The 22,057-nt window shown below is 36.8% G+C and carries 24 protein-coding genes and 2 pseudogenes; 14 read left to right on the plus strand and 12 right to left on the minus strand.

Translation table 11 applies throughout. The features are described 5' to 3' along the window. Positions 1 to 216: 216 nt before the first annotated feature. Positions 217 to 1,869 carry a methyl-accepting chemotaxis protein gene (locus P3L56_RS11930; protein ID WP_166685082.1) on the plus strand — a complete coding sequence of 551 codons (1,653 nt, stop codon included), beginning with the start codon at positions 217 to 219 and terminating at the stop codon, positions 1,867 to 1,869. 201 nt (positions 1,870 to 2,070) lie between these two features. Further along, complete coding sequence (locus P3L56_RS11935) at positions 2,071 to 2,913, plus strand: MBL fold metallo-hydrolase (protein WP_210831866.1); 843 nt, start codon at positions 2,071 to 2,073, stop codon at positions 2,911 to 2,913. Between the two features lie 68 nt (positions 2,914 to 2,981). Here the strand turns inward: P3L56_RS11935 and P3L56_RS11940 are convergent, their stop codons facing one another. Then, positions 2,982 to 3,371 (minus strand): limonene-1,2-epoxide hydrolase family protein, encoded by a 390-nt coding sequence (locus tag P3L56_RS11940; RefSeq protein ID WP_131680729.1) that lies wholly within the window; start codon positions 3,369 to 3,371, stop codon positions 2,982 to 2,984. A gap of 929 nt (positions 3,372 to 4,300) precedes the next feature. On the opposite strand from P3L56_RS11940, the gene P3L56_RS11945 reads away from it, so the two are divergent. Continuing rightward, complete coding sequence (locus P3L56_RS11945) at positions 4,301 to 4,510, plus strand: hypothetical protein (RefSeq protein WP_166685084.1); 210 nt, start codon at positions 4,301 to 4,303, stop codon at positions 4,508 to 4,510. Between the two features lie 246 nt (positions 4,511 to 4,756). Beyond that, entirely contained in the window at positions 4,757 to 5,071 is a 315-nt protein-coding gene (locus P3L56_RS11950; RefSeq protein WP_042843490.1) for a BON domain-containing protein, read from the plus strand. Between the two features lie 737 nt (positions 5,072 to 5,808). Here P3L56_RS11950 and P3L56_RS11955 read toward each other — a convergent pair. Continuing rightward, positions 5,809 to 6,225 carry a hypothetical protein gene (locus P3L56_RS11955; RefSeq protein WP_048607383.1) on the minus strand — a complete coding sequence of 139 codons (417 nt, stop codon included), beginning with the start codon at positions 6,223 to 6,225 and terminating at the stop codon, positions 5,809 to 5,811. A gap of 766 nt (positions 6,226 to 6,991) precedes the next feature. On the opposite strand from P3L56_RS11955, the gene P3L56_RS11960 reads away from it, so the two are divergent. From P3L56_RS11960 to P3L56_RS11985, 6 genes are all read left to right on the plus strand, one after another. Further along, positions 6,992 to 7,690: an N-acetylmannosamine-6-phosphate 2-epimerase gene (locus P3L56_RS11960; protein WP_042843486.1), complete on the plus strand. Its 699-nt coding sequence runs from the start codon at positions 6,992 to 6,994 to the stop codon at positions 7,688 to 7,690. Further along, the gene (nanK, locus tag P3L56_RS11965) at positions 7,687 to 8,556 is read left to right on the plus strand and encodes an N-acetylmannosamine kinase (protein WP_042843485.1); all 870 of its coding nucleotides are present in this window, start codon (positions 7,687 to 7,689) and stop codon (positions 8,554 to 8,556) included. Before P3L56_RS11960 ends, nanK begins: the two co-directional genes overlap by 4 nt. A 51-nt stretch (positions 8,557 to 8,607) precedes the next feature. Beyond that, complete coding sequence (locus tag P3L56_RS11970; RefSeq protein WP_131680730.1) at positions 8,608 to 10,098, plus strand: sodium:solute symporter; 1,491 nt, start codon at positions 8,608 to 8,610, stop codon at positions 10,096 to 10,098. A gap of 12 nt (positions 10,099 to 10,110) precedes the next feature. Continuing rightward, a complete protein-coding gene (gene nanQ, locus P3L56_RS11975; RefSeq protein WP_129466003.1) occupies positions 10,111 to 10,584 on the plus strand; it encodes an N-acetylneuraminate anomerase in 474 nt (157 codons plus the stop codon). Between the two features lie 192 nt (positions 10,585 to 10,776). After that, positions 10,777 to 11,664, plus strand: a complete 888-nt coding sequence (locus P3L56_RS11980) for a MurR/RpiR family transcriptional regulator (RefSeq protein ID WP_042843482.1) — start codon at positions 10,777 to 10,779, stop codon at positions 11,662 to 11,664. A 172-nt stretch (positions 11,665 to 11,836) separates the two neighbouring features. Then, positions 11,837 to 12,727 (plus strand): dihydrodipicolinate synthase family protein, encoded by an 891-nt coding sequence (locus tag P3L56_RS11985; RefSeq protein WP_166685085.1) that lies wholly within the window; start codon positions 11,837 to 11,839, stop codon positions 12,725 to 12,727. Between the two features lie 112 nt (positions 12,728 to 12,839). On the opposite strand, the gene P3L56_RS11990 is transcribed toward P3L56_RS11985, so the two are convergent. Together P3L56_RS11990 and P3L56_RS11995 are read right to left on the minus strand one after the other, a co-directional pair. Then, positions 12,840 to 13,298, minus strand: a complete 459-nt coding sequence (locus tag P3L56_RS11990) for an Hsp20 family protein (protein WP_042843480.1) — start codon at positions 13,296 to 13,298, stop codon at positions 12,840 to 12,842. 328 nt (positions 13,299 to 13,626) lie between these two features. After that, complete coding sequence (locus tag P3L56_RS11995) at positions 13,627 to 13,965, minus strand: hypothetical protein (protein WP_042843478.1); 339 nt, start codon at positions 13,963 to 13,965, stop codon at positions 13,627 to 13,629. Positions 13,966 to 14,456: 491 nt separating this feature from the next. On the opposite strand from P3L56_RS11995, the gene P3L56_RS12000 reads away from it, so the two are divergent. Continuing rightward, a complete protein-coding gene (locus P3L56_RS12000) occupies positions 14,457 to 15,449 on the plus strand; it encodes an acetyltransferase (protein ID WP_198860672.1) in 993 nt (330 codons plus the stop codon). 163 nt (positions 15,450 to 15,612) lie between these two features. On the opposite strand, the gene P3L56_RS12005 is transcribed toward P3L56_RS12000, so the two are convergent. Continuing rightward, positions 15,613 to 15,834, minus strand: coding sequence for a hypothetical protein (locus tag P3L56_RS12005; protein ID WP_198860673.1), 222 nt, complete (start codon positions 15,832 to 15,834; stop codon positions 15,613 to 15,615). A gap of 100 nt (positions 15,835 to 15,934) precedes the next feature. Between P3L56_RS12005 and P3L56_RS12010 the strand changes: the two genes are divergently transcribed. Further along, positions 15,935 to 16,456, plus strand: coding sequence for a hypothetical protein (locus P3L56_RS12010; RefSeq protein WP_198860674.1), 522 nt, complete (start codon positions 15,935 to 15,937; stop codon positions 16,454 to 16,456). 347 nt (positions 16,457 to 16,803) lie between these two features. Here P3L56_RS12010 and P3L56_RS12015 read toward each other — a convergent pair whose 3' ends face one another. Genes P3L56_RS12015 through P3L56_RS12025 form a run of 3 tightly spaced genes read right to left on the minus strand, consistent with a single transcriptional unit; the run spans position 16,804 to position 18,014 of the window. Continuing rightward, on the minus strand, positions 16,804 to 17,184 hold the full coding sequence (locus P3L56_RS12015) for a hypothetical protein (RefSeq protein WP_210831887.1): 381 nt from the start codon (positions 17,182 to 17,184) through the stop codon (positions 16,804 to 16,806). Between the two features lie 58 nt (positions 17,185 to 17,242). After that, positions 17,243 to 17,809 carry a lysozyme gene (locus P3L56_RS12020; protein WP_198860675.1) on the minus strand — a complete coding sequence of 189 codons (567 nt, stop codon included), beginning with the start codon at positions 17,807 to 17,809 and terminating at the stop codon, positions 17,243 to 17,245. Then, entirely contained in the window at positions 17,790 to 18,014 is a 225-nt protein-coding gene (locus P3L56_RS12025; RefSeq protein WP_004911666.1) for a class II holin family protein, read from the minus strand. The genes P3L56_RS12020 and P3L56_RS12025 overlap by 20 nt, the downstream gene beginning before the upstream one ends. Positions 18,015 to 18,177: 163 nt before the next feature. On the opposite strand from P3L56_RS12025, the gene P3L56_RS12030 reads away from it, so the two are divergent. Continuing rightward, a complete protein-coding gene (locus P3L56_RS12030) occupies positions 18,178 to 18,396 on the plus strand; it encodes a hypothetical protein (protein ID WP_210831888.1) in 219 nt (72 codons plus the stop codon). Here P3L56_RS12030 and P3L56_RS12035 read toward each other — a convergent pair. The 3 genes and pseudogenes from P3L56_RS12035 to P3L56_RS12045 form a co-directional block, all read right to left on the minus strand. After that, a complete protein-coding gene (locus tag P3L56_RS12035; protein WP_210831889.1) occupies positions 18,379 to 18,738 on the minus strand; it encodes a DUF1327 domain-containing protein in 360 nt (119 codons plus the stop codon). The genes P3L56_RS12030 and P3L56_RS12035 overlap by 18 nt on opposite strands. Positions 18,739 to 19,205: 467 nt before the next feature. Continuing rightward, positions 19,206 to 19,421, minus strand: a pseudogene (locus P3L56_RS12040) (site-specific DNA-methyltransferase); the annotation flags it as partial. Next, on the minus strand, positions 19,399 to 20,046 hold the full coding sequence (locus P3L56_RS12045) for a DNA cytosine methyltransferase (RefSeq protein WP_198860676.1): 648 nt from the start codon (positions 20,044 to 20,046) through the stop codon (positions 19,399 to 19,401). The pseudogene P3L56_RS12040 and the gene P3L56_RS12045, both read right to left, overlap by 23 nt. A gap of 139 nt (positions 20,047 to 20,185) precedes the next feature. Between P3L56_RS12045 and P3L56_RS12050 the strand changes: the two are divergent. Continuing rightward, positions 20,186 to 20,476 (plus strand): annotated as a pseudogene (locus P3L56_RS12050) (tyrosine-type recombinase/integrase); the annotation flags it as partial. Between the two features lie 122 nt (positions 20,477 to 20,598). Here P3L56_RS12050 and icd read toward each other — a convergent pair. Further along, on the minus strand, positions 20,599 to 21,852 hold the full coding sequence (gene icd / locus P3L56_RS12055) for an NADP-dependent isocitrate dehydrogenase (protein ID WP_210831890.1): 1,254 nt from the start codon (positions 21,850 to 21,852) through the stop codon (positions 20,599 to 20,601). Between the last annotated feature and the right edge of the window lie 205 nt (positions 21,853 to 22,057).

The raw sequence follows: 22,057 nt of genomic DNA on the forward strand, positions 1-22,057 counted from the left end.
ATTTTATGAGCTAAGTCAAATTGTTGAATATAAAGTATCCGGAATTGGTGCCGATACATTCAATTAGTCCCTACGCCTGATGCTTTCGCGTGACTACATATAACTTTTTAGCTATCGGACTGCTTGAATATGCTCGAGGTTAACAACGTTATGTTTAGAAGTCGGAATTTGTATGTGTGCAAACATACTACTCGATGGTATGAAAGGAAATAATTAATGATGTCTGATACTTCAAAAATAACTAAATTTAGCTCAGCTAAATTTGCTTTATCCGGTTTTAAAACAACTACTCTTGTTTGGTTAATCTCAGGGCTTCTTATTGTTCTATTGCTTTCAACTTGCTGGTTTTTCTTTAGTTCTTTAAAGCAGTATCAAACCACATTAACTAAACTCGATACTATTTATAACGAACAAACAGAATTAAACAACACATGGCAATCGTTATTACAAGCTAGAAACACCTTAAACCGCGCCAGTTCTCGACATTTACTTATCATCAACAAGATGAAAACATCCAATACTGATATTGATAGTCTCATTGAGTTTTATCATAAAAAAATGGTAGAGACTGATAGTTACTGGAAAGCGTTTTCCACATCTTCTCTCTATAAAAATAGTGAAGCTTATTCTGAATTAGAAAAGGCTTATAAAGAACTCTATGCCGCCTTAAATGAGCTCTCGGTCTTTTTAGTACAAGGTAAAACGTATGATTTTTTAAATCAGCCCACCCAAGGGTTCCAAGATACGTTCGAAAAAAACTACATTAATTACCATCAGCAATTAAATGCAAACTATCACGATATTGCTGTAGCGAGTGAACAGCTGTATAAACAAAGCATCATAGGGCTAATAGTCATCATGACGATAATTACCCTTGTAACCTTGTTTATCCGGTTTATTTTACAGTTTTTCTTTATTCGACCATTAAACCAAGTTATTGATGGCATTGAAAAAGTAAGTCAGGGTATTCTCTACCATAGTTTTGATAATCGGGGCTTATTTGAAATAAAACTATTAAAGCAGCATGTTTCTAACATGCAAAGTAAGCTAGTCGATATTGTAACAAATATTTATGACAACACTCACCACATCAAAGTTGAACTGAGTGATATTACTCAAATGAATCACGACCTTTCCATTCGTGCAGACCAACAAGCAGCTGCGATTGTGGAAACTGCGGCGAGTGTAGAAGAGCTGGACTCCTCATTTAAATTAAATACGGCTAATACCAACCAGTCATGCCAGCTCATGTCGGCGACAAGTGTCACAATTGAAAAAAGTAATGAACTGATTTCTGATGTCGTAGAAAATATGGATGATATCGTCGATTTCTCTAAAGAGATTAGCAAAATCACTTCCACCATCGATAATATTGCCTTTCAAACTAATTTATTAGCCTTGAATGCTGCAGTTGAAGCTGCTCGAGTAGGTGAACATGGTAAAGGGTTTGCTGTGGTTGCTAATGAAGTGCGTGAGTTATCTATTAGTTGTACTCAAGCTTCAAAAGAAATTAAGCTCTTGATTAATAACTCAAATGATAAAATTAATCATTGTTTCCAATTAGCAGCCGATGCAAATGACAATATCGTTTCGATTGCCCAAGATACATCGAACATTAATGAAATGATCCAAAGCGTTGCTCTCGCCTCCAACGAGCAAACTCACGGTGTTAGCCAAATTCATTTAGCTATTAACGAGCTAGATAGTACAACACAAGCTAATGCTTCAATGACCCGTGAATTACAGTCATCATTAAAAGCCTTAGAATCTCAATCTGATTTACTGGAAGAAATTATTTCTATTTTCCATACTGAGCCTAAAGATGGGGAAGAATTAGAAACTAGTGATGTTAGTGAGGTAAAAGACTAATCTAAACTTAACCATTTACAATAGCAGCCATCAAGGAAATTGCTCTTTATAGGGCAATTTCCTTGACAATACCTATCCATAGTTCCTCCTCTTTAATACTTTACTTTCTAAGCGTCAATTTAGTAGTCATTGAATATTTTTTACTTTTTATCTGATATAACATATCCCGATGACTTCTGAACTAATAAAAATGAGCTAATGATGACAATAAAAATTACTGTCCTTGTCGACAACAATACCTTAATCGATAGTTATTTTTGCGGGGAGCCCGGCGTTTGTTACCATATCGAAGCCGATGGAAAAAAAATATTATTCGACACTGGCTATTCCAACATCTTTATTGATAATGCACACATTTTAAATATCGACCTTGCTAATATTACTGATCTTGTACTTTCCCATGGGCATAATGACCATACATGGGGCTTAGGGCACCTAATCCAACATTTTGACCGTCGTAATATTGAAGCACAGCAAACGAAAAAGCTTATTTACCATCCTGATGCACTTATACAAAAAAAATTTCAGTCCAAAGTGATTGGAGCGAATACTCCAAAAGATATTTTATCTGCCTATTTTGATTGTATTGAAACGACTGAACCTTATTACCTTTCAAACAATATCGTGTTTTTAGGGCAAATCCCCCGAGAAAATAACTTTGAAGGGCAAGAGCCCATTGGAACCACCCTCGATAATGATAACAACGAGGTTGATGACTATGTCCTTGATGACTCTGCACTTGCTATCAAAACAACTGAAGGACTGATTGTGATAACAGGCTGTTCGCACTCAGGAATTTGTAATATTACAGAGTACGCTAAAAAGGTAACAGGGATTAATAAAATAGTTACTGTAATCGGAGGGTTCCATCTACAACAAGCCTCGAAAGAAGTTTTAGAATGCACCGGAAATTACTTTAATCAGCAAGATTTAATGCACATTCACCCATGCCACTGCACTGACCTCAATGCAAAAATACACCTAGCCCAATATGCTGCTGTTCAAGAAGTTGGCGCAGGGTTAAAACTAACCTACCCTAGTTAATCGCATACATAGAATTTATAAAGCTCAGTTTTTAAACTGAGCTTTATTTTGTATTTAAATAATCAATGTTAAGTTCTTGAGCCTAAATCTTGGTCTGCACCGGCACCTTTTAGCATTCTTGTTAATTCTTCACAACGTATGATCTTATTATTAGCAATCTGGAAACAGGCAAATACTTCGAACTCGCTAACTGAACCATCTTTTTTAATCGCTTTTGCTAAATGCTGGGTATGTACACAACTTTCCCCTTCCGCTATCGATTTAATGGTTATAGTTATAGACTGAGTTGCCTGTTTCAGTGCCTGTAAATGCGCGATAAACTCATTAAAATTAATTTTTTTACCATCAACAATTTGGATATACTCATCTGAAAAGTATTTTTGAGCAACAGACCTTGAACCAATATCTTCTCCCAATACTGCATTCAATGCTTGTTTTACTAGTTGCATATTATTCATTATTTTTCCTTAGTGACAAAAGCTATTCCCTAATTGTTATGGGTCTTTTATTTTTCATTTCAAGCCAAAGTCTGAGTTATTAACTTTCATACTGACATATGTAATATTTTAACCACAACCTTCCTGTTAACAATCGTTCTGCTATTACTCACCTATTGTAACAATAGCACGGTAATCATCATTAAAATAACGGCCAATTTGTCGCATTTATTGTTGACTGCACAGCACAATACGGGTTTTTGCAACATTAATCTCCCTAAATTATCCCCCCAAAATTTTTTCTATCTAAACACATACTCTAATTTGGTTTAAAACATAATCACTGGTATCATCTTGTAGTTGCCCATTTAAACTATAGGCAGCTATAACAATAACTATAAATGTACATTTCCATTAGATACCCCTGCTTGCAGGGGCTTTTTTTCACTCCTTATCCCCCCTTTAGTCTCATTTTGTATCTAGTTAATTAGTAACCATTTTCAGCTAACGCCCTCAGCGTAAGCAAGCTAGGTACTCCTCAATTTAATATTGGATCTCTCGAATATGCCATTGTTCTTGGTAAGTTGGCTAATTTACCAACGCGTTAAATACAAAAATCATCAAGGAAGAATATTATCCATAGATAGCCGCCAAGCTTTATTACTTGCACCATTAAAAGTAACGCAACAGCCGATAAAACCTAATTTATGTTTATATTCTCTTTATAATCAAAATAGCCAATAATAACCGTTACAAAAAAATTGTTATTCACTCACCCGTAAATGGCGTTATCCATACAGTGTAAAACTTGTTTTTTCGTGCTTATTTTAATCCCCCCTTCCTTTTTGTTACAATATTTAACCCTTTGTTAAGGAAATACAAGTTTACTTAACGTAGATTATTTAATTAGTTATTAAATAATCAAGCTATATTATAAAAAAGGTGAACTTATGCGTTTTAACCTAACACAAATAAATATTTTAGAAGAAAACACAAAAATTATTGGTTTAAACATAACGTTAATTGGGGATGACAACTCAACTCATAGTTTCAAAATAGATATCAAGGGGTTGGATACAATGAATTTAACATTAAGGGATATAGAAAAACATGCTATTAAACAGGCTAAGCATAGTTTTGAACACTGCTCCAATGGTTAGCTTACTCCTTGACATTGATAACTATAAACTGATCAACAAATATAAAATATTAATATATTAGTTTACTGTAATCAAAAACATAAAAAATTCTCATGAAATTTTGCCATAATTATAGTCATCAATTATATTTAACAATGTTATCTATGTTCTTAGTTTTAACAAAAGTATAAAGTGTTGTACATTTACTCTGTATCACATCAAAACCAATGCAAAACTGATGTTACTTACTGATAAGGGGAAGTTGATATGAAAGCCTTCAAAGCAATATCATCTATACTGGTCGTTATCTTTATGGGCATTACATTAACAGCTTGTGCACCATCGTCTAAAAGTGAAGGCACTGGCGGCTATATTGATGATACGGTCATAACCACAAAGGTAAAATCAGCTTTACTTGCTGAAAAAAACCTAAAGTCAACGCAAATTAGTGTAGAAACATTTAAAGGGCAAGTCCAACTCAGTGGTTTTGTTAACTCACAAGCAGATGTCAATAAAGCGATTGAAACAACAAGAAAAGTTGCTGGGGTACAATCTGTTATTAACTCTATGAAAATTCGCTAATTACAAATAATAAATGCCTCTTTTAAAGAGGCATTTATTGATATCGTATTCATGTTTAATGAGCAAATATGAGAGACACAAAGATAAAACCTATATTTATTATCGCTAACTTTTATGTATTATCGCCAAAACTTTAGAACTATCTCATTAATAAAACCACTATCCTTCATATGAAGGAACCCCAGCAAACTCATTCAATATCTAAGTCTATTTTGCTAAGACCTTCCCCCTCAATGGGGGAAAAAATAGGCAGGTAAATTATATTCTTAATATAAATAGGGTATAAACCTATTCTAACATTACAAAAAAAACCAATTTTGTATTAGTAATGCGGATAGTGAAATAACGACAGCAGTCAAGGAATACTGCAGTACAACCATAAAACTAAGAAATTTACCAACATTTTTCACTAAACTGCATCCATTATAAAAAATATATCTAGATATTATAATGCAAATTTAAGATTGTACATAACGATTATAAGCTTATTTTCGCCCTATTTCTTTGGTTCAATAACCCATCCCATCCTAGGGAACCATTTTTAGTTTGTAATATACCGGTTTCTCATCTTTTCCAGAGAGTTTCTCTCCCCCAGCCTACAAATGAGCCTTGTTATATTTTTGCTTGAATGATAAACAATAAATAGACGCTAAATTTAACAAGATACGACTTTTTCTCAGAACTTAGAACCATAAGCTGTCTCATACCCCCCTAAATTAAGAGGTAAAATGGCGCATTTACGCATGGCAAAATAGTTTCCAGACATCATCAATTCGTTCAGATAGTAAGGCATCATCACCACCCTCTATAATAGGAAAAGATAGAAGAATTAACCCCTTAGGTGGCTCATATACTTTGACAACAAAACGTTTAAACCCATCTGGTAGATCATCATTATTAAACATAAAAACCTCACCACAGATATAGCCTAAACGCCCCCCGTTTTGTGTTTTTTTACTGAAAAAATATTCCATATTCCTAAAGTTAGCGGCATCTGGATATGCTAATACGTTAGCAACATTGATTTTAGACTGTTCAATAGGGTCAAAATTTATCGTTTTAGTCATTGATATACCAAAAATAAATGATATCACCATTAGAAAAATAATAATGATTGCCCTTAATATAGATACCTTACCAAGCTTAAATTTCATCCTACTTTCCTAACTTCTAATTAAATAACAGTGAGAATATGAATAGAATAGCAAAACTTTTATTTTAAGCTAGGTTTCACTGACTATATTGACGACCCAATATCCATATTAAATGTAACAATTATTGTTAAATATAATAATTAATTAAAAACCAATACTATTATGAGTAGTATTGGTTTTTCTTCAAATGTTATAACTGTTCGACATCCTGTTAAACTTGTCATAAAGCTAGGTTATTTATTATACCTTTCAAAAATACAGCATGTGTTGTGAGTGAAAATTGAGCTATTAAATCGCTGTATTCTAGGAACCTAAGCGATGACTAGAACTGTTGGTTTAACCCCAGCCCTAGTTTCACGCAAGCTATAAGTGAAGTTATTTTTCTTATCTAAACAACTGAAATTTCGTCAATGTTTAACGCTTTCAATTGATATTCGTGAGCATACATTACGTTATTAACCTCAATTCTCACGTTATATCTTTATATGGTTATATCACTACCTAGAAGCCACCTACCGAATACAACTGTGTATTATTTCAATTTAAAATACGCAATGGTAAAGGGTTGTTGTATTGCCTTAACACATAAAACATATTGAAATATAAGCCAAATAATGTATTTCTCATTTATTGGGTTATTTATCTTGAGCTTATTATTCCGGATTAATATTTGATCTTATTCACAGATTACGACTCTTTCATTTGAGAAACCTAACTCCATAAAATAATATCAATCGGAGTTAAATTTCATAAAAGTGAGCTCAATATGGTCTTAATTGAAAAAATGACTAAAGATATTCAAGAAAAAGGTGGGCTAATTGTATCTTGTCAGCCTGTTGATAATAGCCCAATGAACAAGCCTGAAATTGTGGCCGCAATGGCTCAAGCTGCAGTAAATGCCGGTGCTATCGCAGTACGAATCGAAGGTATAGAAAACCTAAAAGCCACTCGCCCGCTTATTGATGTTCCAATTATAGGTATTGTAAAACGTGATTTACTGGATAGCCCTATAAGGATCACCCCGTGGTTAAGTGATGTCGATGCCTTAGCGCTAGAAGGTGCTGATATCATTGCTTTTGATGGCACCGACCGCCTACGACCAGTTCCTGTCAATGAATTACTCGCTCGCATACATCACTTAGGTAAATTAGCGATGGCCGATTGCTCAAATTTCAATGAAGGAATGTATTGCCATGCATTAGGTACAGAATTTATCGGTTCAACTATGTCAGGCTACACTGGCGGAGAACCTCCCAAATTACCTGACTTACAGTTAGTCACAGCCTTAGCTGAAAACGGCTGCCGTGTCATTGCTGAAGGCCGCTATAACACGCCAATTATTGCAGCGAGAGGCATGCATGCTGGGGCTTGGGCTGTCACTGTCGGTTCGGCATTAACTCGCCTTGAGCACGTCTGTAGTTGGTTTACTCAGGCATTAAAGTTACAGCAGGAGTTGGTGAAATGAATATATTAGCGATTGATATTGGAGGAACAAAAATTTCGGCTGCATTAATTAACCCAAATAACCAACTCACACAACATACTCAAATAACGACTCCTGCTAGCGCTTCACCACGACAACTATATGAAGCATTAAAGCTCATAACCTCACCACTTAAAGCGCATGCTGATGCTGTTGCTGTAGCTTCAACAGGGATCATTTGTGGCGGTATATTGACCGCATTGAATCCTGCTAATCTAGGTGGCTTAAAAGATTTTCATTTGAAACAAACACTTTCCACATTAACTGGTTTACCCTGCTGGATACTAAATGATGCTCAAGCTGCTGCATGGGCTGAATATCATTATCGTCATGAAACCATCTCCGATATGGCATTTATTACCGTATCAACCGGTGTTGGTGGTGGGCTTATTCAACAAGGGAAACTTCAACTCGGAAAGCGAGGTGTTGCAGGCCACCTAGGCCATACCATTGCAGACCCCTACGGACCTATTTGTGGGTGTGGGCGTTATGGGTGTGTTGAAGCCATCGCTTCTGGTCGTGCAATCGCTTCACAAGCTATCGATGAACTTGCTGGTCATGATGCCAAAGCTATTTTTACTGCCTATCACCAGGGAAATAAACAAGCAAAAGAAATTATTCAACGTTCAGCAAATACCATCGCTAATTTAATTGTAGATATTAAAGCAATAACAGATGCCGACTGCGTTGTTCTTGGCGGTAGTGTTGGGTTAGCTAATGGCTATATTGAACTGATTCAAACAACTATTGCACAGCAACCTTCTGCGCTACAAGTACCGGTTTTACCAGCCCACTATCATCATAATGCAGGGCTTTGGGGCGCAGCTCTCTGGGCTAGAGAACAATAAAAAAACTGTCGTACATTTTACCTACTACCTTACATATGGCAGGACTAAAAAATGCAATTACATGATTTTGGTTTCGTTAATTATGCAGTACTGTTTGGTTATTTAGCAGCAATGCTACTTGTTGGTGTTTATTTTTCAAAACGCCAAAAAACAGCAGATGATTATTTCCGTGCAGGAGGCCGAGTTCCAGGTTGGGCTGCTGGGGTTTCTGTTTTTGCAACCACTCTGAGTTCAATTACCTTCATGTCAATTCCAGCAAAAGCTTATACCTCAGACTGGACTTTTATTATTGGTCAATATTTAGCAATCGCCATCTTGCCCTTAGTATTTTATTTTTATATTCCTTTTTTTCGGAAATTAAAAATAACTTCTGCTTATGAATATTTAGAAGCACGTTTTGATATACGCAGTCGTTTATTTGCTAGTTTATCCTTTATGTTATTCCATATAGGTCGAATTGCAATTATCACTTATTTAACTGTACTTGCACTACGTCCTTTTATTGGGATTGACCCTATTATATTAGTTGTCCTTATTAGCCTATTATGTATTATTTATACATGGATGGGCGGCATAGAAGGTGTTATTTGGACTGATGTTATCCAAGGGCTATTACTCTCTGCCGGTGCTGTTTTAATCTTTATTGTGATCTGTTTTAAAGTCGATGGTGGGATAAGTGAAATATATACTGCAACTGCTCAAGCCGATAAATTTTTCCCTGATGCACAATTACGATGGAGCTGGACTGACAGTACTATTCCAGTTTTAATGATAGGTTTTTTATTTGCAAATATTCAACAATTTACTGCAAGTCAGGATGTAGTCCAACGCTACATTGTTACTGATTCTATTGAGCAAACAAAACGCACTTTAATTACTAATGCTAAATTAGTTGCTATTGTTCCTATTTTTTTCTTTGCCATTGGCTCAGCCCTATTTGTCTATTACAAACAAAACCCAAGCTTATTACCTGAAGGTTTTAATACTGGTGGAATTTTGCCCTTATTTATTGTCACAGAGATGCCTATAGGTATTTCAGGGCTAATTATCGCAGCTATCTTTGCCGCCGCACAATCGAGTATATCCAGTAGCTTAAATAGTATTTCAAGTTGTTTTAATTCCGATATTTATATTCGCCTAAGTAAAGTTGAGCGCCTTGCTGAACAGAAAATGAAAATTGCTAGGTTGGTAATTATTATTGCAGGTGTATTTAGCAGCTTAGCGACTATTTGGTTAGTTTTATCTGATGAGTCTGAAATATGGGATGCATTTAATAGTCTAATTGGGTTAATGGGTGGTCCCATGACAGGGCTGTTTATGCTAGGTATTTTTATTAAAAGAGCGAATGCAGGCAGTGCAGTTGCAGGTATTATTGTAAGTATCATTGCGGTATTGGCGACACGTTATGCTAGTGACCTTAACTTTTTCTTCTATGGCGTGATCGGTGCTATGTCAGTGGTTATTGTGGGGGCGGTTACGGCGCCATTTTTCTCAGCTGCGAAACAAGTGTCACTAGATGATAGTGAAATTCACGAAAATTAATAGGAGTTACTTATGTTGTTTGGTCATGTATCCGATGTGGCAACAATGACTGAAATAAACTCAGTCCTACGCAACCTAATCGAAAAAACATTAGCACTCAATCCTGCATCTTTAGAACCGGGAAGCTACCCTATTGATGGTGATAATGCATTTGTCAATGTAATGACATTCGAAACCCAAGGCCGTGAACAAAAGAGTGCTGAATTACATCATCATTATATTGACGTGCAAATATTACTATCCGGTGACGAAGTAATAGATTATGGAATACGAAATTCCGCTAAAAATGTAACACCTTATAATGATGCGGATGACTATCAACTGGCTGATACAATCGAATATTGCCAAACAGTATCGTTAGTACCAAATATGTTTGTCATTTTTATGCCTTATGAACCACATAAACCGGGTATTACTTCCAAAAGAGGAAAAAGCACCGTAAAGAAAGCAGTTATCAAAGTACGCTTAAGTACATTAGCAAACTAATTTAGTCTGCTTTTAACGAAAACACTTTATTTCTAATGTATCAATCAGTTGTCTATTAATACTCTTAGAGTAAAGTGTTTTTATCATCATCACATAATTGTAAACTAAAGGCTTTTTTTAACTGATTATAATTGGTACTCTTATTCGCAGAATTTGTCTCACCTCTCTCTTCTGCAACCAAGGGTAATTTACATGACAACACAGGCAGCTTCCAAACTGAAACCGGGTAAAATACTCGATACGTTAGGGGCGATGAAAAATAGCCTGACGCGTGTTTCTCAGCGCATTGCTGATTACATCTTGTCTCACCCTGTTGAAACGACACAATTTTCCATAGCTCAACTTTCCCAAGCGACAAAAGCAGGTGAAGCCACTGTTGTACGTTTTTGTCGTGCTCTTGGTTATAAAGGCTTCCAAGACTTTAAAATGGACTTAGCGATAGAAATGGCGACATCAGACAGTGAAGAATCGCCAATTTTGGATGCAGAAGTGAGTGAGCAAGATGACATCCACACTATTGGTTTAAAATTACAAGCAACTATCAACAACGTGCTGTCAGAGACCTTGAATTTACTTGATATAAAACAAGTACAGGGGGCAGTAAATGCATTGCTTTCGTCAAATTATATTTTTATTTGTGGTGTCGGCTCCTCGGGGATCACCGCAGAAGATCTGAAAAACAAGCTAATGCGTATTGGCTATCGTGTTGATGCAGCTACCAATAACCATTTTATGTATATGCAAGCGTCCCTCTTAAAACCAGGTGATATCGCCATTGGTATTAGCCATTCGGGTAATTCTCCAGAAACCGTTCATGCATTAAAACTTGCACAACAAGCAGGAGCATGCACAATTGCACTAACACATAATTTAGGATCACAAATTATGGAATATGCTGATTACCATTTGATTAATGGTAATCGCCAAGGGAAATTACAAGGTGACTCCATTGGTACAAAAACGGCGCAATTGTTTGTTTTAGATTTATTGTATACCCTACTTGTTCAAGCTCAGCCTGATATGGTAAAAGAACAAAAACTACGGACACTCAATGCATTAAAGAGCATTAATTCTGCCTAAATTCAATATGCATTTTTATCGGTTTTCAACAGAAATCAGCTAAAGATCACACTTTCATTTTTATCTTCCTTCAACGCGAATTTCGTTATTGCGTTCACAGCTAATGCTCCCTAATATAGAGCTAAACTCCAAATACAAAAAAATTAAGAAGCTAACCTCCAAAGGACTTATTATGAACAAACTCTCTGGATTAATTGCTGCGCCTCATACACCTTTTGCCGCCGATGGTAGTGTAAACTACCCTGTCATTGATAAAATCGCAGAACATCTTATTGCAAGTGGTGTAAGCGGTGCTTATGTATTAGGAACAACGGGGGAAGGTATTCATTGTTCTGTTGAAGAGCGTAAAAAAGTGGCTGAGCGCTGGGCTAAGGCTAGCCAAGGAAGATTAGAGTTAATTATTCATACTGGTGCATTAAGTATCGCTGACACCATAGACTTGGCTCGTCATGCAGATACATTAGATATTCGTGCCACATCCGTCATTGGTCCTTGCTTCTTTAAACCCAGTAATGTGGATGATTTAGTCGAATATTGTCGTTTAGCCGCTGAGAATGCCCCATCTAAAGGTTTTTATTACTATCACTCTACAATGTCTGGTTTAAACATTGATATGGAGAGTTTTTTACAAGTCGCGGGTACAACTATCCCAAATTTATCTGGTATGAAATTCAACTCTCCTGATATGTATGAATTCCAACGCTGTATACGCGTTAATGAGGGTAAATATGATATCCCATTTGGAGTCGATGAATTCATACCTGCTGGGTTAGCATGTGGCGCATTAAGTGCAGTTGGAAGTACCTATAATTATGCTGCACCCCTCTATCTTGAAATCATTGAAAAATTTAACATAGGTGATTACCAAGGTGTCGCCGCATGTATGGATAAAGTCATTGCAATTATTCGTGTATTAGTGGAATACGGTGGTGTGGCTGCCGGAAAAGTTGCCATGCAATTACATGGTATTGATGTAGGTAACCCGCGTCGCCCGCTACGCCCATTAACTGTAGAACAAAAGGCTAAAGTATTAGAGAAGTTTAAAGCCGCTGATTTCTTATAGTCAGTTTGGTATAAATCAGTGTTGATAAAATAGCCTATACCTTAACATGTTATCAATTAATGAGGGCTACACATAACGTGCAGCCCTGTTGCATCAACATAACTAAGATTGATTATTTATTATCTTTATTCTCAATCGCTATCATTTGTGGTTTCTCTTCTTCTGGCAGTTCATATTCAATATTAATAGCCAGTAACCCACTGGATAGATTAGCTTTCTCTATTTTTACATTTTTACCAAGATCGAATTGCAAAGTGAATTGCCCTTGTGATATTCCACGATGGAGCCATTTTTCATTATCCTCCTGTATTTTTTCCTCTTTTTTCCCCTCTACCAGTAAGCGCCCTCCTTTCAATGATACCGTTAAATCACTTTCCTGATATCCGGGAACGCTAACCGTCAACTCATAATGGTTATCATCAATTTGTTTTAGATTATAAGTCTGGGCTGGTACTGATACAGGCTTACTTCCGGTTAATTGGCTAAATAAGCGATCTATCTGATCAAACCGATTCGACAACATATTGTCAGAAATTGCTGGAAATAGTGAAAAAGGTCTAATGTTAGTCATAATTCCTCCTCCAATATTAATTGAACTAGGGTAAAGGTGACTTACCCACAATATAGATAAGAACGAATTGTCATTTTTCAACCCCATGACATGATTTTTACCTATTTTTATATTATAGAGATGTGAATTCAGGTGAGCCTACCCCGCCTAACGGTATAACTTATATTGAAAGAGAAAGCGCTAAGGGGAATAAGTCTCAAAAAATAACTGATAAATATCATGATGGCAGAGGTAAACAATGGCAAATTCTTACGATTTAAAGCGCCTGTTTTTAGATATCGAGCAGTAAATATCTTTAACCACCCAGACCAAGGACAGGCTAGATTAACTATTGAACAATATAATCAGCAGTCAATATCATTATATTTCCACCATGTCCGTTGCAATCAATCCTGACTACATGTTTTGGTGTCCATGTTGTTAATGTGTACGTGTATTTAAGGTTACTTATTGATGTTAATTTATGCTCCATTGCACCAGACGTATAAATAGCCTCTACTGATAGCTTACATAAGTCATAGTTCATTTTTTCAGCATAAATAAAATCCCAATCACCATAATTAGACCTTTTTGTATCTGCTACTAATGAGTCAATGCTATTGCTCGAATGTGCATTAAAACCAAAGCTAGTAATCATTAGCAAGGTAGTAACTATGTATCCTTTCATCTCACCATCCCATCAATTAGTTTCAATGATATTAGCTTAGAGGGAGTGCAAATTGAAGTTAATTAGTTGGTGGCACATAGTGTGGGAATACAGTAAAAGTGCAATACGTTATTAGAAATATGATGACAATTAACACTGTCACCCCAAGCCAAGAACCCCATGTTTCCTAGGGTAAACATCAACCCGGGAAGTTGGCATTTGGAGCTATAGTCATAGAGCATTTTGCTATAGCAAATATAATAGAGAAATAGATTAAGTACCCAAGCCAATTACGCATATCAATCCCCCTCAGCGTGTAGAGGGTAAATATTAGGATAGATGTAGATTTCAGGCAATAAAAAATTATCAATTACAGTAGCTTAGGTTTAAATTCATAGAGCTAATATTTATTCAAGATAAATTGAAACTGTTTTTGAATTAACCCAATGAATTCATTTTAAATAAGTATATCAATGCAGTATAATGAACTAATTTCTATTAAGAGCGCCCATATGAAACAACAAATCAAGCCAGAGTCAAATGACATTACCCAACCACATTGGCCTACTTTGAAGCTCATATTGAGTTCTTTTATTGTTTTTAGTTTCTACTTAAATTTAGCTGATAAAAGTAAGGTTTCATTTCTTATTGATATTTTCGACTTAACATTAATTCCTATGTTTGTATTTATAGTTGCATTCGTAACGAAAAATACTACGTGGAAATCTTTGAAGTTTAGCTTACTTTCATCCTTTATAATTTACTTAACATTTCAAACGGTTGATGCAATTCCATTGTACTTTTCAGGCGAATTAAGTTTGAAAGTTTATATCCTTGATCCTCAAAATGGAGTATGGTTTTTTTTAGCCACTCCTGTTTGGCAAGCTTTTTTTTTATTATTACCACCAAGATTAAAATCTAACATTTCAATATTATCTTGTATTTTGATGGTATCGTTGGTTTTTTCTTATTTAGCCAACAATTATTTAATTAACTTATCAAAATTTTTCTCTATTATTATATACTTCCCATTCTTTATCATCGCTTATTTTATTAATAATGAAAAAGTATCCTCACTTAGAAAAAAATCTTACTTGATAATTGTAATCAGCACAACCTTGGCTATAGCCGCACTTTATTATGAGGAAAGTATCAATAGATTAATCATAAACAATACTAACTCTGATTTTTTATCATCTTTTTTTGTTATTTATATTTTAAAATTCTGTATAAGTATAGTTTTAGGTTCTAGTATTATTTATTTCGCTTCATCAACAGATAAATATGCTAAACTATCAAACAATGCTTTAGGTGTTTATTTGATTCATCCTATTATTTGTTTTATTTTTTTACAAACCCTAACTTATTTCCATGTGGAATATAGCTCATTAGTCGTCATACTACTAACGCTATCAACTATCAGCATCGCTCTTTTATTAACCTTTAACTCAACCATTCACTGGTTTATTGAACCTAAGTTAGGTTTCAACAAGTTAACACATTAGTGCTACTTACCCCTTAAAATTCACTAAATTGATAGACAGTATCAATGTAGCCAACCGCAATTTCATTAAAGTGACTATGTGATTTGATGATTTGCGGTGGCTATATACAAAAAAAGACCGTGCAGTGCGTAGCCCTTGGAATATTTTGTTGTTTGAAATGGCGTTATGACTGATTGAGTTCAAGCATTGCATTTGTTTTAATAGATAACTGACCATTTTTAACAAAGAACGGGCTCGCAACAAACCCACCACTTGCTGGCTGTTTTAATCCCGTGCTAGCCATCAGCCCTTCAATGCGCTTTAGTTGCGCTTCCAATTTGTCTAAGTCAGCGCTATCGACTGATATCTTTATAGATAGGGTGGCTATTTCTTTTTTATCTGACATGACTGTCTCCATAAATGAAAAAGCCACCAGTGATTAGCTGATGGCTATAAAAATTAAATTAAGGTAAATTGATAAATAAAATATGATAGGGATAACTCAAATGGAAACTCTTAAAAAAGCGCTAATTGCATGTTCATTAATAACTTTATACGGTTGTGCATCAAACCCTAATATTTATGAAGATACAAAAGACGATACTATTAATAATGCAGTGCTCATTGTTGGTGGTAGTGACTGGTCATATGTCAAAAGCATCAACCCTCTGGTCTATGAAAAAAATAAAAATAAATTTGACGAAATCTATAAAAAATCAACCATCCCACAAACATTTATGTTTAATCAAGTTGTAGATACCCCAATGTACTCAAGTGCTTGGGAGTTTGAACCTATAGACAATGGTAGACCACCTGTAAAATTAGAAACATTAAGAGACACTCTAATTATTCCGCCAGGAACGTATAAAATAACAACCCATTGTCGTACAATGACTCCTCCTGGGGGAGGTTATTTTTCAAATCATTCACTTACACAAACCTTCAAGGCAAATACATATTATGCGCTCACTTGTATTTATGTTGGGTCTGGTCCAATAATTAAATCCTCTATAGAAGAATTGAAATAATAGTTCTATGATTAATTAAAAATTGAAGCGGTGCTTATTTTTCTGGTATCACTTCAATTCCTCATCTTGTTTTCTTGTCTAAAATATCGACTTGCAGAGATAAATCAGACCTTCAATTGCTCCCCATCCGAACACCGCACACACAACCCCAAGGAAAAGAAATGCCCCTGGTCTGGGTAAATTATTAAACATAATTACCACCTTGTAATTTACTACGCCTAGACGCCTCGATCTCTCGAATGGCCTTTTTATCTAAATTACATTGCTCGATAACTGTGAGTAGCGACTCATTTATCAATAGAGAGTCACCCCAAGGAAATGTCTCAGGGATGTACTCAGGCAAACAATCATTGAGTAGATGGGCTGGAATGGGCACTGATGGCGTTTGAACGTATTCTATTCGCGTGGTTGTGCAGCTCGACAGTAGCATCACGAGGAGCATCAATAGCAGCACACTTATCATCCGCAGTAACGGTTTTGATAATAGTTTTAACCGTTTCAGAGGCCACTGCCGCCGCGTCACGCTCCCTAAGGTTATTTCGTGAAATTTCATTAAACGTTACCGAGAGTTCTAAAACAGTGGACAATGTGAATTGGCTTGCAGCCGCCTCATTTTCTAATCGCTCAATATCTTTTTTTACTAAAACATTGCTGTCATAAAGCGTTACCGCCCACCAGCTCACAGCAAATAGCGCCAAAAATAACCAGAATGAATTATCGGTTTTCATAAATTCACCTGCTTACCTCGGTAGTGATCCAGGGCTTTTTGGCATCGCTTTTCTAAACTTACCTTGTCAATACCGCAGGTATCGTCTCTGAGTACATATACGCCAGTTGCCAAGTGGATGGGGATTCCGATAATGAAAGCGGATATGCATAAGCGAACTCGCCAAGGCATACGGCTTTTTCTATCTCTCTGCGTGTTATTAGGCCTTTCCACTCTTTACCCCCTGCATAAGTCCAGCGTTTTAATTCATTGCAAGCACCAGCGATATCACCTGCATTCAGTTTCTTCAGCATCGTAGAACGCGCAAAAGCACCTGTGCCTACGTTGTAAGCAAAGGAATAAATAGCGGCTCGGGTGTTATCGTCGATATCAACTTTGATTAGGGGATCTACACCCTTTCTGACTTTGTTGAGGCCTTTTTCAAGCAAAGTTAAACATTCTGATTCTGAATAAGTTTTGGTGGGGATAATGTCAGTACCCGTGTGCCCAAAACAAACCGTAAGCACACCAACTACATCTTCGTATGGCTTATATTTGACACCTTCAAAAAAAGAAAGCATTGCGGCAGTTAAGGCTATAGTTCCACCAGCAGCAGCCATTTGAACTTTATTTGGTATCTTTGGCATGAGCCGCCTCTTTGCGCTTATCTTCTTTTCGTTTGAAATATAAATTTGTCAAAAATGTAGCTACACCTAAAAGCAGGCTTCCCAACACCCCAATCGCTGCCCACTGCTCAGATGAGAAACCATCTAATAATTGTTTTAGCCAATAGAATGTTGAGCCTGTCGAGGCAGCATAGGAGGCGCCAGTTGTTAATTTGTCCATACGCATATACCACCCCCTACGGAGTACCCGAAATTAGTTAATAGAAAGCCACCAGCAATAGCAGCTAGATTTAGATTAATGAATTTAATCAGTATTTTAGATAAGTTAGAGGTTCAGCCCTATGTGACTTACCGAAGGGATGGCTGATTAACTTCGGTGTGAGGAACTCATGATCACAGAACAAGATATGACATATAAATTCGATACAAAGGCAGCGACACCGGGTGATGTAAATAAGGAAATATCAGCACTTAAATTTATAATTTGCTGTGTAGTCAACAAACTAGATGAGTCCTCTAGAGAGCATTTAGTAAAAGAGTTATCAACAATTAACGACCCGGTAGTTGAAAATATGGTTGAGAATTTCAACTTATCCCTCAGAAGATAAGTTTGATTTTATTTCATAATTGACTGAGTTATTCCCACAGCTCATTGCCGCTTGCATGTCAGTGAGCTGTTCTTCTAATACTGCTACTCGTTCCTGTAGTGTATTTTGGTGCGGATCACTTAATGCAGCATCTTCTGCAATATCAGCAATTACTTCTTTTGCCTTCTTAATTACTTCAGCACGGTAATAATCAATATCTTCACCATCTTTCTTTTCAACCGGCACTGAAAGCGTGAAAATTGGCAGTAGATTAAAATCACTTGGTGCAACACAAACCTTAACATTAATAGCTAAATTAGTGTGGGTGAAGTTATTTGCGCTATATTCATACTTCTTACTCATAACTACCTCTCTTAAATAGAAAAAGGCCACACAATGCGCAGCCTTGAAATAAGTTGTTCGGAATAACCGAATATGTGAGATTTAACTTAAAAATATTACGTACGATAATATTCTCAATATACTTAAGTTACATATGAACTATCCGGAAATACCGGAGAGTTGGAATTAGAGTTCACACGTGCTAAAACATAGCAACTTAACTTAAATGGAATTAGCTATGCTGAATGACTTAGAACGTTTTTTAACATTGTCATCACTGGTCGGTTTTTTTGGTTCAATATTACTAGCGTACACGCTCCACAAAATGGGTGACAATGATGACTCGCCATGTGTTGTGTTTTCTTATGCAGTAATGATTCTATCAGCTATTCTTTTTGGATGGCTTGCATCAATCAATGGCTTGAGATTCCATTAAATAGCCCTCTAAACCCAAATAAGCCCCGATGAAGTGGGGGCTTATTATTTTACTATTGTTTCATATTACAAACTTCTAACTTAGTTTGTTCAAACCGCTCAGTTTCGAGCTCCAACCCAATCACTTGACGATTAAGTTTTAATGCCGCTTTTATTGTTGCGCCAGACCCCATGAAAAAATCAGCGACAATATCACCCTCTCGGCTACTACTATTGATAATGTGTTCCATCATCTCAGCAGGTTTCTCACATGGATGTTTGCCGGGGTAAATTAGTGTGATTATCAGGAAAGCCCTGTAGGCGCTCACAATCAATTGGTGTTAATCTGCGTACGATGTTATTTACGCTAACACCGTGGCGATCTACTTTCGTTAATGTGTATGAGATATCGCTTTCGTTATAGCCATTTCCATTACCGCCATTTTCAGGCTTGCGAACAATTGTATTACCAGCTAATGCAATAGCAGGTTGCTGGTGGTTTATTACTATTAAGTCAGTGGCGCTTTTCCCATCCCTACCGTTTATCGTAGATGCTGTTTTGTCTTGCGTGTACTTCCCAAACGCGAGTAATCGGAATATATCAACCGCATGAAAATCGCCAGTGAATGCTTCTTGGTTGCCTAGCCAGTGTTTAGCACCGCAATTTGCTAAGATTGTTCCTGTTGTTTGATTGCCGCTAGCAAGGCATTCTCCAGCATCGCTGGTAATTGTTTCTGCCTGCGCTCCGCTCGTCTCAATATCCCCTCGCATGCCTGCTTGCTCAAATAGAATTTCGGCGACACTGATGTCTTTTCTAGCAGTTGCGACAACGAAGACACGACGACGGCGTTGGGGCACTCCGAAATATTGAGCATCGAGGATTCTCCAGCTAATAATTCTTTGTGGTCCAGACACAACACCAGCGTTTGACCATTTTCCCCCTGCTGACTTAAGTTCTTCACTTTCCCCGGCAAGTCCAGCAAGAAAGCATCCAAAGGCATTATCTTTACTGCTGAGGACACCGGGACATTTTCCCAGACGATAATGGCTGGCTCTTCTCAGTCTGTATCTGATTCATTATTTTAGAACAACATCTCAAGCAAATAGAGGTGAGCAAGTTACAGCAAATACAATAACAACAAACTTCAAGAAGGCACGAAATAAAACTGATATTGATTGGGGTGAAGGAACGCCGGCATCATTCCATGAACAACGCTCTTTATCTGAAAGGCTGTATCGGGATCAGGGAATTAATACAAAAGATTTACTGGGCCATAAATCGCAAAAAATGACTGATAAATATAATGATGACCGGGGCAAGGAATGGCAAATTATCGCGATATAAATAGCCTATTTTTTGAGCCGTTTTGGGGAGGGATTTTGGGGGAGTTTTGGGGAAGATTTTAATTGAACAAAAAATAAACGGGAGTTTTTAGGCTCCCGTTGTTAATCACACCACGTAATAAATTACATGTGTGCGATCATTGCATCGCCGAATTCGCTACATTTCAGTAATTTAGCGCCTTCTAACTGGCGTTCGAAATCGTAAGTTACAGTCTTAGCCGCGATTGCGCCTTCCATACCTTTAACGATTAAGTCAGCGGCTTCAGTCCAACCCATGTGGCGCAGCATCATTTCAGCAGAAAGAATGATAGACCCTGGGTTTACTTTATCTTGACCCGCATATTTTGGTGCAGTACCGTGTGTTGCTTCGAATAATGCACATTCAGAACCAATGTTTGCTCCTGGCGCGATCCCGATACCACCAACTTGAGCAGCTAATGCATCAGAAATATAGTCACCATTCAGGTTCATACAAGCAATAACATCATATTCTGCTGGACGCAGTAAGATTTGCTGCAAGAAAGCATCTGCAATCACATCTTTAACGATAATATCTTTACCGTTTTTAGGGTTTTTAATTTTAACCCATGGGCCGCCATCTAATAATTCACCGCCGAATTCTTCTTGTGCTAATTGGTAACCCCAATCTTTAAATGCACCTTCAGTGAACTTCATAATGTTACCTTTATGAACTAAGGTCACTGAATCACGGTCATTATCAATTGCATATTCAATCGCTGCACGCACTAAACGTTTTGTTCCTTCTTCTGAACAAGGTTTGATGCCAATACCGCAGTCTTGTGGGAAACGGATTTTCGTTACACCCATTTCATCTTTTAGGAATTTGATAACTTTATCAGCTTCTGCTGAACCTGCTTTCCACTCAATACCTGCATAGATATCTTCGGAGTTTTCACGGAAGATAACCATATCAGTCAGTTCAGGTTGCTTAACAGGGCTAGGCGTTCCTTTGTAATAACGAACTGGACGCAAACAGATATACAGATCAAGTTGCTGACGTAGAGCAACGTTCAGTGAACGAATACCACCACCAACTGGAGTTGTTAAAGGACCTTTAATTGAAACACGGTAATCACGGATTAAATCGAGGGTTTCTTCTGGTAACCAAACATCTTTACCATAAATTTGTGTAGATTTTTCACCGGTGTAAATTTCCATCCACGAAATTTTGCGCTCACCGTTGTAGGCTTTTTTAACTGCCGCATCAACCACTTTTAACATTGCGGGTGTCACATCAACACCAATACCATCACCTTCAATGTAAGGGATAATTGGATTGTTTGGAACGTTCAGTTTGCCTTTTGCATCAATGGTAATTTTAGCGCCTTCTGCCGGAACTACTACTTTGCTTTCCATTAACCTCTCCTTTCACTTGCGTATTTTGCTTGTTAATTTTTTGTAAGAGACGTGTCAATACTACTTCAATCTGCGTCGAACGCCAATGATTACTCATCTAAGCTTCAATGCGGATCGCATTTAACGTACTGCTCAATCCTATAAGTTGAAGGGATACATATTTATAACTACTTTGAAATCAATTGATTAGTTTTATTATCCCTAT

Origin of the sequence: Providencia sp. PROV024, from assembly GCF_032709665.1 — a bacterium.
GTDB lineage: Bacteria > Pseudomonadota > Gammaproteobacteria > Enterobacterales > Enterobacteriaceae > Providencia > Providencia huashanensis.

Bases quoted from the DNA above. Each gene is read 5' to 3' on its own strand.
- P3L56_RS11970 (WP_131680730.1), top strand. From the start codon at position 8,608: ATGCAATTACATGATTTTGGTTTCGTTAATTATGCAGTACTGTTTGGT.
- nanQ (WP_129466003.1), top strand. From the start codon at position 10,111: ATGTTGTTTGGTCATGTATCCGATGTGGCAACAATGACTGAAATAAAC.
- P3L56_RS12030 (WP_210831888.1), top strand. From the start codon at position 18,178: ATGATCACAGAACAAGATATGACATATAAATTCGATACAAAGGCAGCG.
- P3L56_RS11960 (WP_042843486.1), top strand. From the start codon at position 6,992: ATGGTCTTAATTGAAAAAATGACTAAAGATATTCAAGAAAAAGGTGGG.
- P3L56_RS11950 (WP_042843490.1), top strand. From the start codon at position 4,757: ATGAAAGCCTTCAAAGCAATATCATCTATACTGGTCGTTATCTTTATG.
- P3L56_RS11945 (WP_166685084.1), top strand. From the start codon at position 4,301: ATGCGTTTTAACCTAACACAAATAAATATTTTAGAAGAAAACACAAAA.
- P3L56_RS11935 (WP_210831866.1), top strand. From the start codon at position 2,071: ATGACAATAAAAATTACTGTCCTTGTCGACAACAATACCTTAATCGAT.
- P3L56_RS12010 (WP_198860674.1), top strand. From the start codon at position 15,935: ATGGAAACTCTTAAAAAAGCGCTAATTGCATGTTCATTAATAACTTTA.
- P3L56_RS12015 (WP_210831887.1), bottom strand. From the start codon at position 17,184: ATGAAAACCGATAATTCATTCTGGTTATTTTTGGCGCTATTTGCTGTG.
- P3L56_RS12025 (WP_004911666.1), bottom strand. From the start codon at position 18,014: ATGCGTATGGACAAATTAACAACTGGCGCCTCCTATGCTGCCTCGACA.
- P3L56_RS11955 (WP_048607383.1), bottom strand. From the start codon at position 6,225: ATGAAATTTAAGCTTGGTAAGGTATCTATATTAAGGGCAATCATTATT.
- P3L56_RS12000 (WP_198860672.1), top strand. From the start codon at position 14,457: ATGAAACAACAAATCAAGCCAGAGTCAAATGACATTACCCAACCACAT.
- P3L56_RS11985 (WP_166685085.1), top strand. From the start codon at position 11,837: ATGAACAAACTCTCTGGATTAATTGCTGCGCCTCATACACCTTTTGCC.
- P3L56_RS11930 (WP_166685082.1), top strand. From the start codon at position 217: ATGATGTCTGATACTTCAAAAATAACTAAATTTAGCTCAGCTAAATTT.
- P3L56_RS12035 (WP_210831889.1), bottom strand. From the start codon at position 18,738: ATGAGTAAGAAGTATGAATATAGCGCAAATAACTTCACCCACACTAAT.
- P3L56_RS11990 (WP_042843480.1), bottom strand. From the start codon at position 13,298: ATGACTAACATTAGACCTTTTTCACTATTTCCAGCAATTTCTGACAAT.
- icd (WP_210831890.1), bottom strand. From the start codon at position 21,852: ATGGAAAGCAAAGTAGTAGTTCCGGCAGAAGGCGCTAAAATTACCATT.
- P3L56_RS11995 (WP_042843478.1), bottom strand. From the start codon at position 13,965: ATGAAAGGATACATAGTTACTACCTTGCTAATGATTACTAGCTTTGGT.
- P3L56_RS12005 (WP_198860673.1), bottom strand. From the start codon at position 15,834: ATGTCAGATAAAAAAGAAATAGCCACCCTATCTATAAAGATATCAGTC.
- P3L56_RS11940 (WP_131680729.1), bottom strand. From the start codon at position 3,371: ATGAATAATATGCAACTAGTAAAACAAGCATTGAATGCAGTATTGGGA.
- P3L56_RS11980 (WP_042843482.1), top strand. From the start codon at position 10,777: ATGACAACACAGGCAGCTTCCAAACTGAAACCGGGTAAAATACTCGAT.
- P3L56_RS12020 (WP_198860675.1), bottom strand. From the start codon at position 17,809: ATGCCAAAGATACCAAATAAAGTTCAAATGGCTGCTGCTGGTGGAACT.
- nanK (WP_042843485.1), top strand. From the start codon at position 7,687: ATGAATATATTAGCGATTGATATTGGAGGAACAAAAATTTCGGCTGCA.